Source organism: Lysinibacillus sp. NPDC096382, assembly GCF_044762845.1.
In the GTDB taxonomy this organism is placed as follows: domain Bacteria; phylum Bacillota; class Bacilli; order Bacillales_A; family Planococcaceae; genus Lysinibacillus.
Genome location: NZ_JBIWFC010000011.1, coordinates 139026 through 156549, shown reverse-complemented (window position 1 = coordinate 156549; position 17524 = coordinate 139026). Strand labels below are relative to the sequence as shown.

Here is a 17524-nt window from a genome sequence, read left to right as displayed (position 1 = left end):
ACGATTAAACGGCTTGAGTCCGTTAGAATTCAGGACTCAAGCCGCTTAATACATTTTTTATTATTTCCACTGTCTACTTGACTGGGTGCAGTTCAATTGATTTTGAGCATGGGCATTTTTTGGTTTAGATATAATGCTAAAATCGACATTTTTGTGAAGAAATATTATTTTAGAGTATGATCAAATCTAAACGAAGATTTCAAGTGTTTAAACACAAAATTCACCAAAATGTTACTTTTGTATTATGAAAGAATCATAGGGGCGCCTAAAAGTGGCGGTATATGTGGCGCGAATTGGCGGTATTTATAAAATGGTTAATAGAACACCGCAAAAGAATAACGTAGTAACGCCAAATACCGGCGTTGAATTACCATTGAATTGGAACGTATGGAAATGATAGGGTATATGTACTCGAGGGGAAATATTTGCTATAGCAAACAGTAAGTATAAATCAAATGGAGGCGACCATCTTGCAACTAATAAAAAAATCAAATATGAAGTTAACAATTGTGGTAACAATGATAATAAGTTTATTTATTCTTCCGTTTGGATCAACAGCAATGGCTACTGAAGATTTTGAACGAAAGGGAACAATTATTGCGGAATCTGTTTATTACAATACACTAACAAAAAAATACGAATTTGATACTGAATTTGCGTTAAGTAATGGTTTGACAAAGAACGAGGTAAACAATGCTGAAGCCTATTTTGAAGGTTTATCAGTGACTGAAGTAGAACAGATGAATAATGAGATTGGTTTTGACGAAAGCTTAGAATTGCAAAATGGTGAAATAACACCTAGTTTCATTCCTGCAATTTTAATTCCTATCGCAAAATATTTGATAGGAACGGCAGGTGCAGTTATTATTTATCATGTAATTACTTATGGTATTATTAAAGCGTGCAAAAATTTAAAGGGTGAATACTGGTTCTTTACAGATTTTTGTGAAACAAATGGATGGCTTTAATAAAAAATAATACCTGAGGAGGGTTTACTTATGAAATTTTTAGATAGTAATTTTTTTATTTTTATTTTGGCTTTTGTAATTGCTATTGCGTTTGTCAACCCACCTGTAATGTATGATTTTAAAAGTATAATTTATTTTTCTATTTATTTAACGATTTTAATTTCAGCTGGATTTGTTACATTAAAGTTTTTATTTAAGATGTTTGATTTGGCTGTTTTGAAATTTAGTAAGAACTGAAAATTCCGTTTTACATGTCTATAAGTGAGAGAAGTCAACTCGTTAATGGGTTGACTTTTTTGATTTTATATATCTATATGCAATGAAAAAACCACTCATTTGAGTGACCAAAAATAATTTTTATTCAAATTCTTTAGCAAGTGAACCCGGTAATGCTATATCGAATCCAGCTTGGGATTTATATGAATATTACCCATAAATATCTCCGAAACAGTAATAATATCGTCATCCACAAAGTCCGTGTCACCATAATACTCTATAAAGATAACATCATTAGGATTAGATCCATAAGAAGTAGGTGTTACAGCAAGTCGGATATTTGTAATGTTGTCACCTCAAGAATTTGTAGAATCTTTCCAGTATATTTCACGTATTCCCCTTTGTAACGATCTGGATTCTTTTTCAATTGTGGATAGTCAATAGTTTTTGCGTTTGCTTTCTTAGTAGCAGCTTCATGCTCTGCTTTTTTACGAGCTTCTTCTTCCGCCTTAGCTTTTGCCGCAGCCTCTTCTTTTGCTTTCTGTTCAGCTAATGCCTTTTCCTTAGCTTCTTTTTTCTCGCGTGCAGCTTTTTTTTCGGATGTTTCTTCCTTATGTTTTGCTGCTGTTTCTACCTTTTCATTGTCTTTAGGGTCTTTAGATGACTCGGTGCCGTTTGTGGTACAATTATAAATCCAATTATAAAAACAACAACTGAAATACCAAGAACAAGACCAACTTCATTTTCTTCTTTATAAGTCAAATTACTAATAAAACTAGCAAAATCCTAACATACCAAAATGCTAACATAGTTCCCATAAATAAACTCTCCTCTCAATTGCCATCCTAGGAAATATGAGGTGAAAAGTTCATGCAAAAAAACAGACAACTGTGATTAGTTATCTGTTTCCTCATTATTTTCTACTTCTATAATTTTAAATAATTCGTTCATATCAGTTATTTCGAAAGCATTGATTAGTTCATTTAGTGACGCCTTTGGATAACTTTTTTGTTTCCCATTTACCATTTCACTTACTGCTCGATTCGATAAATAATTGACTTTGAAAATTGACTCCATAACATTAGATAACAGTAATCTATTAGGATAGTGTCAATGTACACAAACCACTATGGTATAATATAAAAAACGGAATAATAAGATAGAGGTACAAATCGGCAATTCGATTTGTTTAAAAGGGAAGATCGGTGTAAATCCGACGCTGTCCCGCAACTGTAAATGTGAGCATGTTTCAAAAGACCACTGTTACGCATTGTAATGGGAAGGTGAAAAGTGTGATGAACATAAGCCAGGAGACCTGCCTTTATCTAGTACAACCAAAAAACCTACGAGGATAGGGGGTGTTGAGTGTGACTAGAGAAATTCTCCTGCATGCTCATAGTACGATGATTGCAAAAAAGGTAGCTTCTATAACGAATAGCAAGCTTTTTTCGCCGTGTCAATCACCGTATTATGTCGTGTATTTGTCATAGTAGGCATCTTTCTGATGAAGGAAAGATGTTTTTTTATGTTAAAATTGAAGGAGTGTTACACATGAATCCACAAGTAATCGAGTATTATGAAAATCTATTAAAATTTGAAGTCATGGAAACGCAATATACAAGTACTTCTCAAACATTAAATGAGATAGTTGAACAGTATGTAGAGCAAAATGCTGTTCATGAAAATGATATTTTAACAGCTTATACGAATGTAATGAAAGAACTAATCGGATAAAGTGGCGTAATATCCCCACTGATTAATAGTCTTCACCAAGGTTAAAAGGCTACATAATGTTCATCTCAACGGGACATTATGTAGCCTTTTCTATGAAAACAAGGGTTTAATCTAATTATATCAATAGGAATACATCTATTTGTCATAAAAAAACCTCTAGGACTTCATACTTATTTCACTTTTTATCTATATAATAATTTTGCGCTTATTATTATAGATTGGAGAATTAGACATGAAGAACACGCTTTATCAGAGCTTTTGGCGAACGCACTTTTATGCCGCATTATTTATTACTCCACTTCTTATTTCACTAACGTTAAGTGGTATAGGTTTTTTATTTTATACCAATGTTGAAAATCAGTTATATGATAAATACTTTTTTGGTGAAAGTGGAAAAACCGAGGTTCAATCTATTGATGATGCTGTTAAACTTGCAGAAGAATCATATGCTAGCTATAAAGCAAATAAAATTATAGCGTTAGAAGAGCCTTACAATACTCGTTTATCGATGAAGAATGCAGATGGCAAAGAGAAATATGTGTTCCTAGATAGTCATAACCAAATTATCGGTGGTCAAGATGCTGATTACACATTTGCAAATATTATGAGAAATGCCCATAGTTCCTTATTTATTGGGGGAACGGTTGTCAATTATTTAGTAGAATTAGCGGCTTGTTGGGCTATTTTCTTACTATTTTCAGGCATTTACATGACGTTTAAAGCAAAAATACTAAAGAAAACAAAGCAGACAAATAAACGTCAAAAGAGTAGAAAATTCCATGCGCTTGTTGGAACAATTATAACAATTCCAATGCTTGTTATTATTTTCACAGGCTTACCATGGTCAGCACTAATGGGGAAATATATTTATCAAGCTTCACAAGATCATCCATCTTTTGGTACGCCGTTATTACAGCAGCAGCCACCTACATCTGATGTCAGTGAGATTCCTTGGGCTACTCGTCAAGAAACCCCTCCATCGTCAGATTCGGCTCATGCAGCGCACCATGGTATGGGAGCTAATATGGGCTATGTTGCTAACCCTAACCAACTGAGTGTGGAAAAGCTGCAACATGAAATTGATGCAATGAATATATCAAAACCATACGCTATTATTTATCCTACTAGTGAAGACGGTGTCTATACAGTTGCAAAATCTAGTAACACTGGTGTCACAGGGCTTGATGTTAGTCCGTATGATGAAACGACAATGTATTTTGATCAATATAGCGGAAAATATATAGACAAGGTTGGATATGAGGACTATGGTATTCTTGCCAAATGGTTCACATGGGGAATTCCTTTGCATGAAGGTCACTTGTTTGGTTGGCCAAATAAATTAATAAATTTACTAGTATGTCTAGCATTTTTAGTAGTTATTATTTGGGGAGTTAGTACATGGCTACTACGAAAGAAACAAGGTATGCTATCTGCACCACCTAAAATCTCTCAAAAGGTATCCATTCCTTTTATTATCTTCATGATTATTTTAGGTATACTGATGCCACTATTTGGGCTATCATTAATTGCTGTAGTATTCGTTGAAGTAATGATAAATTTAGTGTCTAAAAATAAAAAAGAAGTCCATTAAAAAAAGCGATTACTGTATCCTATAAATAAGGAATACAGTATCGCTTTTCTTTTTTTAAAGCCACCCTTTATCACTGGCGATTTGCACAGCTTGTTGTCTAGACTCGACATGAAGTTTTTGAATAGAGGTAGATAAATAGTTTCGAATAGTGCCTTTCGTTAAAAATAATTTTTTACTAATCTCATTTGTTGTGAGTCCTTCTTTTACAAGCTGCAGAACAGCAATTTCACGATCATTTAGTGGATTCTGTTCTTTCATAAATAACGTAGCAGCTAAATCTCTACTAACTACTTTTTCACCATTCATCACTTTTCTTATTGTTGCAATTAAATAGTCAATTGGCTCATCTTTTAATAAATAACCTTGTACCTCACAATCCATCGCTTTTTGTAAATAGCCAGGGCGTGCAAAGGTAGTGACAATCATCACCTTGCACGGTAAATTTGCCTGTCTTATTTTTTCAGCAAGTTCAAGACCAGTAAGATTAGGCATTTCGATGTCCAATACACAAACGTCGGGTAGCTCTTGTTGAATATATTCCCATGCTGTTTGACCATCTGAAACTTCTGCAATCACTTCTATATCTGGCTCAAACGACAATAAGGACTTTAAGGCGCCACGTAACATTTGTTGATCTTCTGCTAATAATACTCTAATCATGTAGTTGGCTCCTTTTTATAGTGTTGGATTGGCATTGATAATGTCACAATCGTCCCGCCTGTCGGGAAATTGTCAATGGAAGCATTTCCTTGAAGGGCATTCATTCGTTCTTTCATCGATGAAAGTCCATTCCCATGGCCTTGGTTATGTAAGCCAATACCATCGTCCACAACGTTTATCTTTAAAATCCCATTATTATAGTTGATATCTATTTGGCATTTTTTTGCTTGGCTATGTTTAATAATATTGGTAGTTGTTTCACGAAGACATAAGGACAGCATCGTTTCTTCCACACTAGCTAGTAGTAGCTTAGGACAGTTATTTTTTATTTTTATGGAGATATCTGCTGTTTGTAAGTGCTGCTTACAATGAATAAGCTCACTTTCTAACGAAATAAAATTCATATCGGAAACTAATTCTCTTACTTGCTTTAGCGCTGTTCGTGTTGTTGCTAAAATATCATTTAGCTCATCTTTCACACGCATTGTATCTTTGTCGACTAATTTTGTTGTTAGTTCGGTTTTTATTTTAATCATTGTCAATGTATGACCAATCGTATCGTGGAGGTCTCTCGCAATACGTTGTCTTTCTTCTTGCTGAACAAGCTGGGTATTTACCTCAGTTAATTCTGATTGTAATTTTTTGGACTTTTCTACGTAGTAAATTAGCATTGGAAGTAGTAGCTGAATGATCATGATTGGTATTAATGCTTGGAATTGTAATTTATAAGATGCTCCTGATTCAAACCAAATAACTATAAAAAACATTAAGGCAACGGCAATCATTCCTATAGCAATATGCCATTTTTTTTTAGCTCTCCCAATTAAATCAGCAAATGTAAATCCAAATAATAACATAGTAGATCCTTCATAAATACCCAGTATGATAATAAGTGTAAAGCCTAGTAAAGAAGCTAACAGTAAACGCCAATCTTTAAACCATAAAGCAATATAGAAGGCTACTAAAAATAACATAAGGATAATCATTTTAGCCATTAATGGTAATGGAGAATTCGAACTTAATACCATGGTAAATAAAAAAACTAGCGATACAACATCGATAATTAAATAGCGTTTTGCCTGATCTCTTGGATATATCTTTATAGTTCACACCAACCCTTGTCGATTATTTCTGTGTGACACTTTGAATGGCATGTTTGCGAATCCATTCCATTGGCCCTAAATGAAAATGCTTGATACAAATATGTGCAATAAAAAGTTGAAGAAGGGAAAGGGTTAACCAAATACCAATAACTTCAATGCTATTCAATTTTCCACCTAAACCTAAGCCCCAGCCATAGAAAATAATAGATGCAATAATATTTTGCAGCACATAGCAACTTAAAGACATTTTCCCAATCTCACCAAATTTCTTCCATAACCAATCTAGCTTCTTATATTCTACCATTTTACCTAATATTCCAATATAACCAATAGATAGGATTGGTGCAAATAAATATCGAACAGGTAAATCAAATACTCCTCCAGGAATAAAGATTAGGAGATTTAAAGGTATCCCAATAAAAATACCGATTTTGAATAGCTTTTGACGCGCCTGACGTCCTCTGTCATCTTGTAAAAATACACCATTCCTCATTAGCTTAACACCAAGTAAAAATAAAAAGATATTCATGGGGATAATAAAAATAGCTTCCGTTCTAAAATAAAGAAAATGTGTTAAACGATTTTGTATTTGCTCAAACCAAGTGCCATTTTCATAAAGACTAACGATTGGATCGAGCCCAACAATGGAAACATTAGCGCCGCCCTGCAATGTGCCGACTAAAATCAATAGAATCATTAGTGCATGGAAACTACCTAAAACGTATAACGCACGTTTAATCGCTTTGTCACCAAATTTGACGATAAAGGCAACGATAACAGCTGTCACAGCATAGCTCATTAAAATATCATATTCCATAACTAAGGTGAAGTGGATAAGACCCTCCATAAATAAAAAGACTATCGTCCAAATATACATGCCTGGCCAAACATTTCCTTTTCGCAAAGCTTGCTGATATTTTAATTCCAGACCAACACCAAACATGATTGTTAATAAACCAAGGAGTTTACCGTTTACTAAAAAAAGGACTGTCATTCGTAAAAAATCGTTCAATGACCACCAACCTGAATAACTACTCGTTGTGATATACGAAATGTCTCCAAGATATGCAAAAATCCAAATATTTGTGCCAAGTGTCCCTAATACGGCAAAGCCTCGTAACATATCGATTAGGGGTAATCTTTGTTGAACTTTCATCATAAAACCACTCTTTCCTTGTTTTCTTACAATAATGATAAGAAAACGAAAGGAAAAAACATATTCACACCAGTCAAAGGTTCCTTATGACAGGTGTCATTTTATGTAGCGAAAACTAACGGTCAGCTAAAAGACCTTACTTTAAATTAATGGGTTAACAATTGAATTGGGAGTTCAATTAGCATACGAATTGGACCCTTCTCATTTGTTGATATATAATGATTTTCGTCGTTTAAACAAGTTGGTTAGCATTGAAACTAACAATACAATTAGCAACAGTCTGTTAACTTTCTCAAAATAAATGACATCATCTATATGGAGTGACTGAAGAGAGTCTCCTCTTCATGTTAAACGGGAGGAACAATTATTTGAAAAAGTTTCGTGGAAAAAAGCGTTATTTCCGTAACTTATGGCGGGAGACAAAAGCCGAACGGTATAATTTGGACTTTGGAAAAGAAGGTTGGTTTGATTTATGGCACACCCATCTTGATTTTTACGGGGTTGGGAATAATAGTTTGAAAATAAAAAGAGAACATATAAAAGCAAATATAGCTTTATTGTATGGTTTATTAGAAGAACTCCAAACACTCGGAAAACCATATCAATCGTGGATTGAAATAGTTGACGAAGATGCTGGTTTAGATGCTATCTATATACATACTCCTAATCCAAATGAGGACAATTTTCCACTTAAGATAGAAAAATTAAACTGGCATTGCACTGTCCCTAAATATTTGAAGGATATAATTGACCTAAAAGAATTTAATGTAGGACACTATAAGTGGGACTCATATAACTCCTACATAATTCAGTCCAAAAATAACGAGCTTGAATTATAAATTTATTAAAGCGAATAAAAAGCAGCCGAGAAATGAACTGCACCCCAATTGTTAGACACAGCATCTAACAATTGGTGGTGTAGTTTTTTTATGACTAAATTTACGAGCGAGATAAAGTTAAAGATTATTCAAGGCTTTAATTCAAAGATTTTTTATAAAAAAAATAAATATTGCGAAAACTAATCAAATTAGTTAAAATGGTAATACAATTAGTCAACGAAGGGGATAAGAGTTAGAATGAAGATTACGAAGAATGGTACAGTGTTTCAATTGTCATTTATGCCAAGGATTTTTCCTGTTAATTGTTATATTGTAGAAGAAGAAAGCGAGCTTACACTGATCGATGCAGCCCTACCATATAGTGCAAAAAGTATAATAAAAGCGGCTGAAAGTATTGGTAAACCGATTACAAGAATCATCATTACTCACGCACATAGTGATCATATAGGAGCTCTAGATACGTTAAAAGAATTATTACCAGATAGTCAGGTGTGCATTTCTTCCAGAGACGCTTTGTTATTGGAAGGAAATAGTGCATTACTTCCAAATGAAAAAAATACACCAATTCGGGGAGGCATACCAAAAAATATTAAAACCAAACCAGACTTATTACTCGAAGAAGGTGATCGTGTTGGCTCATTAGAAGTGATAGCAACGCCAGGTCATACACCTGGCTCCATCACTCTTTTTGATACACGTAATAGAAGTTTAATTGCTGGTGATGCCCTCGTAACTAGAGGAAAACTACTAGTATCGGGAGTGGTGAATCCGTTGTTTCCATTTCCTGCTCTTGCAACATGGGATAAAAGCACAGCTCTAATAAGTGCAAAAAAATTAAGGGAGTTAAATCCAAGCTTACTTGCTGTAGGGCACGGGAAAATGTTAAAGCAACCACAGGAGCTTTTGGACATAGCAATAGCCGAAGCAGAAAAAAATTTTAGACAATCCAAATAGGAAGTGAAAAAAATGTCCCGTCGAATGAAAATAGATATATCGATTATTTTACAAAAGGCAATGGAGCTAGTTGATGAACAAGGATTGGACCAACTTTCAATTGGACTATTAGCTGAAAAATTGGAAATACGGCCACCTTCCTTGTATAACCATCTTGATGGATTGAATGAATTGAAGCAGAAGTTAGCTATTCAAGGCGTAAAAAAATTAAATGAATATATGCTTCAAGCTGCAGTAGGACGTTCAGGTGATAATGCTGTTCGTGCAATTAGTCAGGCCTATATTCAATTTGTTAGAGAGCACCCGGGGTTGTACGATGCTAGCACTCGCTTTCCGGATGCTAACGATCAAGAACTACAGCAAGCCCAAGAAGCTGTCGTGCAACTTGTACTTCAAGTGCTTGCTGCCTATAATTTGCAAGAAGAAATTGCGATTCATATGGTCAGAGGATTAAGAAGTATTCTACATGGATTCACTTCTATTGAACAAATGGGGGGATTTGGGCTGCCACTTGATATCAATAAAAGCTTCTTAATCTTAATTAATACTTTTATCGAGGGCATTCATGCAGTTACGTTTAATGAAGATAAATATATGCAAATGAATGATTAAGGAGGAAATTTTGCTCCATTTTAAAAGGGATATTCTGAATGGGGAAAAAAGAAAGAAGCGGGAAATGACACAGAGGATCAATTTCCCGCTATAACTTGTTGAATAGAATGGATGTTGGCATAAGAGATTTGTCGTTGAACGGGTCTGCTGCTCATTTTCATTTACATAGCAGTTAAGAAGTATGCTTTAGTTTGAATTACATCCCCACATTATTTAGTACATGAATAAATTCTATAGTCTAAAACGCCTTCATACTTTAAGTTCATATCAAAATGTTTATCCATTACTTCATAAAGTTCAGGTGCAATGTCCTTCGAGTGATGAAGTTCAGGAATGGAGAAGATCGATTTATTTTTTTGTATACGAATATTTTTAAAACCAGCCTGGTTAAACAAAGCTACCCAATCCTTTTTCATTGAACAAGAATCAAATCCATAAAACTGTTTGATTTCCTTGTCAATTTGTTCCTCAAGTGGTTGATGAATAGTAAATTCAATGGCAATAAACCGACCCCCATTTTTTAATAAACGAAAAATTTCTTTAAGGGCATTAGGTTTATTGACAAAAGAAAGAACAGATTCAGAAATAATAAAGTCAAATGTATGATCAGGTAATGGAACTTGTTCTATAGAGCATTGAATTATTTTTACGGGTAAGTGATTTTTTTTCATTCTCTTTTTAGCCTTTGCAACCATTTCAGGATTGATATCAATACCAGTTACTTTTGCTTTATATGTCTCCGCCAAGTAGGCAGCAGTTTGGCCTGTACCACAGCCTACATCCAAAATGCGGGAATTTTCGCTAACGCTCTCTACCTTGAATATTTCCTTTGTTAGATTAATACCACCAGGATGCGCACCGCCTACACCAAATTTGGACAGAAAATCTAGATATTTTGAATTTTGAATCGGAATCCCTTCTTTATTCGTATTTTTGTATAATATGAAATTAAAAATAGTATGGTTACTGAGATGTCATGAGGAACCTTTACAGAAAGGAAGAGGAGAATTATTAATAGTTGGGCTTCAACATTTTACAATACATATCTATATATTTTTTTAGCAACTTCTCCGATAGTCTAAACAATAAAAAAATACAGACGTATACTAGTAAAAAGATATTTGATAGGGGGTGAATTGATGCCATTTTATCCACCGAATCCTAGAATGAGACCATTCCCACCAAGAAATAGACAAGGTTTTGGCCCTCCTATTCAAGGTAGAAGAGGGCAACCTTTCTTTTACCCTAATCAGCAACCCCAAACTTCGAGATTTGGAAGATTACCACAGCATTTAAATACCATTATGAACCATGCAGGAACAATAACAAATGGAGTTGGTATGTTAAGGCAAATGGGAGCATTTTTAAATTTCTTTAGGTAGATTATTTCGATGGATCTTTTAAAGTCCGCCTTATAAAAATAGTAAGAAAGGCTTGAAAACCCCTCTGAAGAGTAAATTTTCTTAAGAGGGGTTGTTGTGATTGAATAATCATTGTTTAGAATGCTTATTTAAGTTGCTTTTCAATAATAGAGCGATTTTTCTCTTTAAACAATTCATTATGTGATGACACGACCCCATGACGATAGGCAGTAGGCTCTAAATACGTTTTAATAGAGTTCACGGCATTAGCTGCATCCTGGAAGGTACCTAGAAGTAGATTGATTTTTCCTTCAAACGCTAAAATATCACCTGCTGCAAAAATACCAGGCTGCACAGTTTCACCCGTTGCTTTTCCTTCGAAATAGTAATCTCTTTTTTTAGGAATGGTCAGTGATTGATCCAATTCTAATGATGCTTCGCGGTTATAGCCATGACTAACAATTACTTCATCGATTTGACGCGTATAGCTTTGCTTTGTTTTTGAGTTTTCACATGTCACTAGTTGAATCGCTGTTTTGTCAGCATTAGCAGTCAATTTTGAAATAGTTGTATGGCATTCAATCTTTACGCCAGCATCTAAAGCTTCTTGTATTGTTGCTTCATGCGCAGATAACTTATCTTTACGATAAACTACAGTTACATTTTTAGCGATAGGACTAAGTTCAACTGCCCAGTCAATAGCCGCGTTTCCGCCTCCTGAAATAATAATTTCCTTGTCCACAAAGTGTCGATAAGACTGCACAGTATAGTGTAAATTAGTCATTTCATATTTTTCTGCACCTTCTAGTGAGAGCTTTTGAGGGTTAATAATACCACCACCAACTGCTAAAAGAACGGTTTTAGAATAATGTTTATCTCCTTGTGTAGTATGTAGAACAAAAATATCACCTTGGCGCTCGATGAAATCGACTTTTGTACCTGTTAAAATGGTTGGATCAAAGGTTTTTGCCTGCGCAATTAACTGTTTGACAAATTGTTCGCCTAATACAGGAGGGTGTCCACCAATATCCCAAATGAGCTTTTCAGGATAAAGTAAAACTTTACCACCAAGCTGTTGCTGACTCTCAATTAATTTCGTTTTTAATCCTCGTAAACCACTATAAAAGGCACTATATAGACCTGCAGGGCCACCACCAATAATTGTTACATCGTATAAATGTTGCATTTATATCACCATTTCCTTAAAAAATAATAAAAAAGTGTTTGACAAAACTCTATAGGAAAACTAGACTAACTTTAGTGATAATGATTATCATTATCGACTAATCGTTATCATAGCATGGAAAGAAGTAAAAGGAAAGAGAGGTTATGTTGTGCGTTTACAAGTTGAATCGATTCGTATCGGCTATGAGGACAAAACGATTGTGCATGATTTATCGCTACAAATTCCGGACGGTAAAATAACGACCATTATTGGGTCCAATGGCTGTGGCAAATCAACACTTTTAAAGGCTATTACAAGGATTTTGAAGCATAAAAGTGGACAAGTCATATTAGATGGTCAAAATATCTCCGAGATGAACACAAAAGAATTAGCGAAAGAACTTGCCATCTTGCCACAAAGCCCGGAAAGTGCACATGGTTTAACAGTAGAAGAACTTGTATCCTACGGTCGATTTCCATATCAAAAGGGCTTCGGTAATTTATCGCAAAAGGATAAAGAAATGATTGACTGGGCCTTAAAGGTAACTAAAACGGATGACTTTCGTCAGAACACGGTTGATGCCTTATCAGGTGGACAGCGTCAACGGGTGTGGATTGCAATGGCATTAGCGCAAGAGACCGATATTATTTTTTTAGATGAGCCAACAACGTATTTAGATATGGCCCATCAGTTAGAGGTTTTAGAATTACTTTACAAGCTTAACGAAGAAGAAGGACGCACAATTGTTATGGTGCTACATGATTTAAATCAGGCAGCACGTTTTTCAGATTTTATCGTGGCGCTATCAAAAGGAGAGCTTGTGAAGTTTGGTACTGCAGAGGAAGTCATGGTACCTGAAGTATTAGAAAAAGTGTTTAATATTGATGCAGTCATTGGTAAAGATCCACGAACAGATAAGCCAATGTGCATTACATATAACTTACTAGAAACAGTGTAAAAGGGAGATATATTTATGAAAAAGTGGCTATTACCAATGTTTATGATGGTCGTACTAGTGCTTGCAGCGTGCGGCAATAAAGAAGAGAAGGCGGATGAGGGCTCTAAAGATAAAGCATCAGCAGAAACGATAACGTATCAATCAGAATCAGGTCCTATTGAAGTACCAGCTAACCCTAAACGTGTAGTTGTGTTATCTTCATTTGTTGGAGATTTACTACAGCTTGGCGTTAATGTTGTCGGTGTCGATTCATGGGCTGCAGATAATCCGAACTTCCAAGATGATATTAAAGATGCAGTAGTTGTTGAGAATACGGATATCGAAAAAATTATCGAACTTGAGCCAGATTTGATTATTGGTTTAAATGGTATTGAAAATGCGGATAAATTAGCAGAAATCGCACCAACTGTATTATTTACTTATGGCAAAGTAGATTATTTACAGCAATTTATTGAAATCGGTAAAGTTGTAAATAAAGAAAAAGAAGCAACTGATTGGGTAAAAGATTTTAAAGAGCGTGCTGCAGAAGCGGGTACAAAAATTAAAGAAAAAATCGGCGAAGAAGCAACGGTTACTGTTGCAGAAATGTTCAATAAACAATTGTATGTTTATGGAGATAATTGGGGTCGCGGAACAGAAATTTTATATCAAGAAATGGGCTTGAAAATGCCTAAGAAAGTGAAGGAAGGTGCTTTAAAACCAGGTTATTTAGCCATTTCTCAAGAGGTATTAGGTGATTATGCGGGTGACTATGTGATTTTTAGTACATTTAAAGGTGAGGATAGCGCCATCAAAAATGCTGCGTGGTTTAAAGATTTAAAGGCTGAGAAAAATGGTCATTTATTTGAAGTGAATGCCAACGAATTTTACTTTAATGACCCAATCACTTTAGAAAATCAACTAGATTTCTTTGAAAAGAAATTTTTACAATAATTTCAGTAGAGAGTAGCGAAGGCAAATGACAAAGTTTCGACATTTCCCATTTTGGCTTCAGGTGTTGCTTGCACTGATCTTATTAGCAGTGACAGTTACGATTTCGCTTTGTATCGGAGCGGCAAATACGAGTATTGAAGATGTCTTTCAAGCAATTGTTGGACGAGACGGCGGTAAGCATTATGCTATTTTACGAGAAATTCGATTTCCACGAATTATTGCTGCTATTTTTGTAGGTAGTGCACTCGCAGTTGCTGGGGCTATTATGCAAGGGGTTACTAGAAATCCATTAGCAGATCCGGGACTTCTTGGCATCACAGCAGGTGCGAATGCAGCACTTGCATTGACGATGGCATTTATCCCAAATACGTCGTATTATATGCTTATTTTTGCATGTTTCGTAGGTGCAGGCGCAGGGATGATTGTTGTCTATGGTATTGGCGCTTCAACTAAAAATGGTTTTTCTCCATTAAAGTTAGTTTTGGCTGGGGCTGCTGTATCCGCGCTATTACAAGCAATAGCAGATGGTACGGGAATATTATTTCAAATATCAAAAGATGTTTCGATGTGGACGAGTGGTGGTTTAATAGGCACTACATGGCAAGCTTTAATGATTGCTCCTGTTATTTTGGTCGGATTAATTGTTGCGTTTGCGTTTAGTCGTCAGCTAACCATTTTAAGTTTAAATGAAGAAGTAGCTGTTGGGTTAGGACAAAATACAGCCGTTATTAAAGGAATTATGATGTTTGTCGTTGTAATTCTTGCAGGGTCCGCAGTAGCACTTGTAGGTAATCTAGCGTTTGTTGGGTTAATGGTGCCACATATTGTCCGTGCAATTGTAGGGACAGACTATCGATTTGTTTTACCGATGAGTGCCATTATCGGTGGCTGGTTTATGGTAACAGCGGATTTTGCAGGTAGAATGATTAATGCTCCATATGAAACTCCGGTAGTTGCGATTATTTCAATTATTGGCCTTCCGTTCTTCTTACTTCTTGTTCGGAAGGGGGGGCGTCAAATTGTTTAATATTGGGCGAAAAAAACAACGTAGATGGTTATTGGTTTGGATCTTATTAACAATAGTCATTTTTGTTATGGGTATTTCAATGGGAGCAGCTTCGGTGTCGATTGATCGCATCATACCGATTTTAATGGGAGATGGTAGCTTCAAAGAATCATTCGTATTGTTCTCTGTTCGCTTGCCAAGATTGTTTGTGCTGGCAGCAGCCGGAATGGCTTTAGCTTTAGCTGGTGCCGTTTTGCAGGGGGTGACCCGTAATGACTTAGCGGACCCTGGTATTATTGGAATTAATGCAGGTGCAGGTATTGGGATTACGCTTTTTTATCTCCTTGTCAATGGAGATTTACCTAATTTTGCGTATATGTTACCACTTGTAGGATTTTGTAGCGCTTTATTAACGGCAATCTGCATTTACTTTTTCTCGTATAAACGCAATGAAGGTGTGCAGCCGGTCCAACTCATTTTAGTCGGAGTAGGTGTAGCATCTGCCTTATCGGGTGTAATGATCATATTAATTTCCTCAGCTGAGCGTAGTGATGTGCAATTTATCGCGCAATGGCTTGCAGGCAATATTTGGGGAGCAGATTGGCCATTTTTCTGGGCTTTATTGCCTTGGCTTGTGCTAGGCATTCCATTTATTTTTTATAAAGCAAATGTGTTAAATGTACTGGCAATGACAGAACAAACGGCGGTTGGCTTAGGCTTAAATATCGAACGAGAGCGCTTACAATTAATAGTTGTCTCTGTAGCACTAGCTGCGGCAGCTGTATCAGTCACAGGAGGCATTGCCTTTATCGGTCTCATGGCTCCACATATTGCAAAGCAGCTTGTCGGACCGCGTTTCCAGTTCTTTTTACCCCTAACATTGTTTATCGGTGCAAGCTTACTAATGCTAGCGGATACAATTGGCCGCGTAGCAATTTCAAGTGCGACAGTGCCAGCAGGTATTATCGTCGCATGTATTGGTGCACCATATTTTTTATATTTACTACGAAAAAACGACTGAATGGCTTTGGCTGTTCAGTTGTTTTTTTGAAAGGTTTTGCAGCGACGGAATGCAATCTCAAGGAGACGGATAGAATTTGTAGCGACGGAAAGGTAAGCCTCATCGACGGATAGAAGTCTCAGAACGACGGAAAGCGAGCAAAAAAATACTATCAAGAGCTGAAACGGTGGAAATTTTCCGTTCTTTCTGTCTAAAAAACTAGGTGAAAAATTTTATTTGTACTCTGTGATTTCAAGTTTTTTGGAACCCCTTTTTATGAGGTTCTTTTTTTATAAAATAGGTATAGGAGGTGAAAAAATGATTTTATTAGAACGTCATGAATCGGAGCAACACAAAATTTTAGAGGCATTGATACGAAGATTACCTAGCACACATACTGAATGCATGAATTATTTTGAGAGGTTGAGGCGTATACACGCAGGCTTTGCTGGGGAGCAAAGAGTAGATGCCGAATGGCTTGAAATCATGTTACCTCAACCTCATTATTTTCTTCATGATTTACAAATACTTAATCAGTATGGTACTACTCATCAAATAGACACCGTTTTACTTTGTCCTCAATTTATATTGATACTCGAAATTAAAAATGTGACAGGCTTTCTAGATTTCGATGAATCTTTTCATCAATTTACGCGAACTACAACAGAAGGCGATGTCGAGGGAATGACGAATCCAATTCATCAAAGTAGACGCCATATGGAGTGGATGATGGGTATGTTACAACAGTCAAGGCTTGAGATTCCCGTTCAATATGCTGTCGTTTTGGCAACGAAGAATGCTATTTTATCGAAAAGATTAAGGGGACAACCAATTTTTCATGTTTCAGGTTTACGTTATCACGTACGAGAATGGCTTCAACTGCATAAAGAGACAGTGGTGAATGAGGAAAAGCTCTTTCAATTTGCTTCTAAATTATTGTCCATGCATAGGCCCATAAAAAGAGAAATAGCATTGCCTGTTCAGGATTTAGTAAAAGGCGTGCTATGCGATAGTTGTTTAAATGGACAGACAATGAACTATCGTTACCCAAAATGGTATTGTCATCGCTGCGGAGCAGTTGATCAAGAGGCCATTTTTAGGACGCTTGAAGAGTATCGATTGCTAGTAGGCGAAACGTTAACAAATAGAAGCTTTTGTGAGTTTTTTGCAATCGATTCGCCGAATACCGCTTATAAATTACTACAAAAGTTACCTTTGAAAGCTGAGGGAACAAAAAGTAATAGGAAATATTTAATTGTTAATTAACT

General features: G+C 35.7%; 19 protein-coding genes and 1 riboswitch. Of the genes, 13 read left to right on the top strand and 6 right to left on the bottom strand.

Features of this window, described 5'->3' with window-relative positions:
- The first annotated feature begins 470 nt into the window (after nucleotides 1–470).
- Both ACIQZA_RS16325 and ACIQZA_RS16320 read left to right on the top strand, forming a co-directional pair.
- Nucleotides 471–968 (top strand): hypothetical protein, encoded by a 498-nt coding sequence (locus ACIQZA_RS16325; protein WP_402882381.1) that lies wholly within the window; start codon nucleotides 471–473, stop codon nucleotides 966–968.
- Between the two features lie 30 nt (nucleotides 969–998).
- Complete coding sequence (locus tag ACIQZA_RS16320; protein WP_402882382.1) at nucleotides 999–1205, top strand: hypothetical protein; 207 nt, start codon at nucleotides 999–1001, stop codon at nucleotides 1203–1205.
- 873 nt (nucleotides 1206–2078) lie between these two features.
- On the opposite strand, the gene ACIQZA_RS16315 is transcribed toward ACIQZA_RS16320, so the two are convergent.
- Complete coding sequence (locus tag ACIQZA_RS16315) at nucleotides 2079–2210, bottom strand: hypothetical protein (RefSeq protein WP_402882384.1); 132 nt, start codon at nucleotides 2208–2210, stop codon at nucleotides 2079–2081.
- A 120-nt stretch (nucleotides 2211–2330) separates the two neighbouring features.
- Nucleotides 2331–2521, top strand: a riboswitch (cobalamin riboswitch).
- A gap of 214 nt (nucleotides 2522–2735) precedes the next feature.
- On the opposite strand from ACIQZA_RS16315, the gene ACIQZA_RS16310 reads away from it, so the two are divergent.
- The gene (locus ACIQZA_RS16310; RefSeq protein ID WP_402882385.1) at nucleotides 2736–2918 is read left to right on the top strand and encodes a hypothetical protein; all 183 of its coding nucleotides are present in this window, start codon (nucleotides 2736–2738) and stop codon (nucleotides 2916–2918) included.
- A 232-nt stretch (nucleotides 2919–3150) separates the two neighbouring features.
- Nucleotides 3151–4509 carry a PepSY-associated TM helix domain-containing protein gene (locus ACIQZA_RS16305; RefSeq protein ID WP_402882388.1) on the top strand — a complete coding sequence of 453 codons (1359 nt, stop codon included), beginning with the start codon at nucleotides 3151–3153 and terminating at the stop codon, nucleotides 4507–4509.
- A 54-nt stretch (nucleotides 4510–4563) separates the two neighbouring features.
- Here ACIQZA_RS16305 and ACIQZA_RS16300 read toward each other — a convergent pair whose 3' ends face one another.
- The 3 genes from ACIQZA_RS16300 to ACIQZA_RS16290 all read right to left on the bottom strand — a co-directional run bounded on the left by ACIQZA_RS16300 (nucleotide 4564) and on the right by ACIQZA_RS16290 (nucleotide 7428).
- Nucleotides 4564–5169 carry a response regulator transcription factor gene (locus ACIQZA_RS16300; protein ID WP_400935683.1) on the bottom strand — a complete coding sequence of 202 codons (606 nt, stop codon included), beginning with the start codon at nucleotides 5167–5169 and terminating at the stop codon, nucleotides 4564–4566.
- Nucleotides 5166–6143, bottom strand: a complete 978-nt coding sequence (locus ACIQZA_RS16295; RefSeq protein WP_400935682.1) for a sensor histidine kinase — start codon at nucleotides 6141–6143, stop codon at nucleotides 5166–5168. The genes ACIQZA_RS16300 and ACIQZA_RS16295 overlap by 4 nt, the downstream gene beginning before the upstream one ends.
- A 151-nt stretch (nucleotides 6144–6294) precedes the next feature.
- The gene (locus ACIQZA_RS16290; RefSeq protein WP_402882580.1) at nucleotides 6295–7428 is read right to left on the bottom strand and encodes a DUF418 domain-containing protein; all 1134 of its coding nucleotides are present in this window, start codon (nucleotides 7426–7428) and stop codon (nucleotides 6295–6297) included.
- 368 nt (nucleotides 7429–7796) lie between these two features.
- On the opposite strand from ACIQZA_RS16290, the gene ACIQZA_RS16285 reads away from it, so the two are divergent.
- From ACIQZA_RS16285 to ACIQZA_RS16275, 3 genes are all read left to right on the top strand, one after another.
- Nucleotides 7797–8267, top strand: a complete 471-nt coding sequence (locus ACIQZA_RS16285; RefSeq protein ID WP_400935681.1) for a hypothetical protein — start codon at nucleotides 7797–7799, stop codon at nucleotides 8265–8267.
- A gap of 237 nt (nucleotides 8268–8504) precedes the next feature.
- Entirely contained in the window at nucleotides 8505–9221 is a 717-nt protein-coding gene (locus ACIQZA_RS16280; RefSeq protein ID WP_400935680.1) for an MBL fold metallo-hydrolase, read from the top strand.
- A gap of 12 nt (nucleotides 9222–9233) precedes the next feature.
- Entirely contained in the window at nucleotides 9234–9833 is a 600-nt protein-coding gene (locus ACIQZA_RS16275) for a TetR/AcrR family transcriptional regulator (RefSeq protein ID WP_400935678.1), read from the top strand.
- Nucleotides 9834–10042: 209 nt separating this feature from the next.
- On the opposite strand, the gene ACIQZA_RS16270 is transcribed toward ACIQZA_RS16275, so the two are convergent.
- The gene (locus tag ACIQZA_RS16270; protein ID WP_483869519.1) at nucleotides 10043–10714 is read right to left on the bottom strand and encodes a class I SAM-dependent methyltransferase; all 672 of its coding nucleotides are present in this window, start codon (nucleotides 10712–10714) and stop codon (nucleotides 10043–10045) included.
- A 258-nt stretch (nucleotides 10715–10972) separates the two neighbouring features.
- Between ACIQZA_RS16270 and ACIQZA_RS16265 the strand changes: the two genes are divergently transcribed.
- Nucleotides 10973–11215, top strand: coding sequence for a hypothetical protein (locus ACIQZA_RS16265; protein WP_400935676.1), 243 nt, complete (start codon nucleotides 10973–10975; stop codon nucleotides 11213–11215).
- 124 nt (nucleotides 11216–11339) lie between these two features.
- Here the strand turns inward: ACIQZA_RS16265 and ACIQZA_RS16260 are convergent, their stop codons facing one another.
- On the bottom strand, nucleotides 11340–12380 hold the full coding sequence (locus ACIQZA_RS16260; protein ID WP_400935674.1) for an NAD(P)/FAD-dependent oxidoreductase: 1041 nt from the start codon (nucleotides 12378–12380) through the stop codon (nucleotides 11340–11342).
- A 148-nt stretch (nucleotides 12381–12528) separates the two neighbouring features.
- Here ACIQZA_RS16260 and ACIQZA_RS16255 point away from each other — a divergent pair, with 148 nt between their 5' ends.
- From ACIQZA_RS16255 to ACIQZA_RS16235, 5 genes are all read left to right on the top strand, one after another.
- Complete coding sequence (locus tag ACIQZA_RS16255) at nucleotides 12529–13317, top strand: ABC transporter ATP-binding protein (RefSeq protein ID WP_248718757.1); 789 nt, start codon at nucleotides 12529–12531, stop codon at nucleotides 13315–13317.
- Nucleotides 13318–13332: 15 nt separating this feature from the next.
- Entirely contained in the window at nucleotides 13333–14250 is a 918-nt protein-coding gene (locus tag ACIQZA_RS16250) for an iron-hydroxamate ABC transporter substrate-binding protein (protein ID WP_400935671.1), read from the top strand.
- Between the two features lie 25 nt (nucleotides 14251–14275).
- Complete coding sequence (locus ACIQZA_RS16245) at nucleotides 14276–15277, top strand: FecCD family ABC transporter permease (protein WP_402882394.1); 1002 nt, start codon at nucleotides 14276–14278, stop codon at nucleotides 15275–15277.
- The gene (locus tag ACIQZA_RS16240) at nucleotides 15270–16277 is read left to right on the top strand and encodes a FecCD family ABC transporter permease (RefSeq protein ID WP_402882395.1); all 1008 of its coding nucleotides are present in this window, start codon (nucleotides 15270–15272) and stop codon (nucleotides 16275–16277) included. Before ACIQZA_RS16245 ends, ACIQZA_RS16240 begins: the two co-directional genes overlap by 8 nt.
- 297 nt (nucleotides 16278–16574) lie before the next feature.
- Entirely contained in the window at nucleotides 16575–17522 is a 948-nt protein-coding gene (locus ACIQZA_RS16235; RefSeq protein WP_402882396.1) for a nuclease-related domain-containing protein, read from the top strand.
- The last annotated feature ends 2 nt before the right edge of the window (nucleotides 17523–17524 follow it).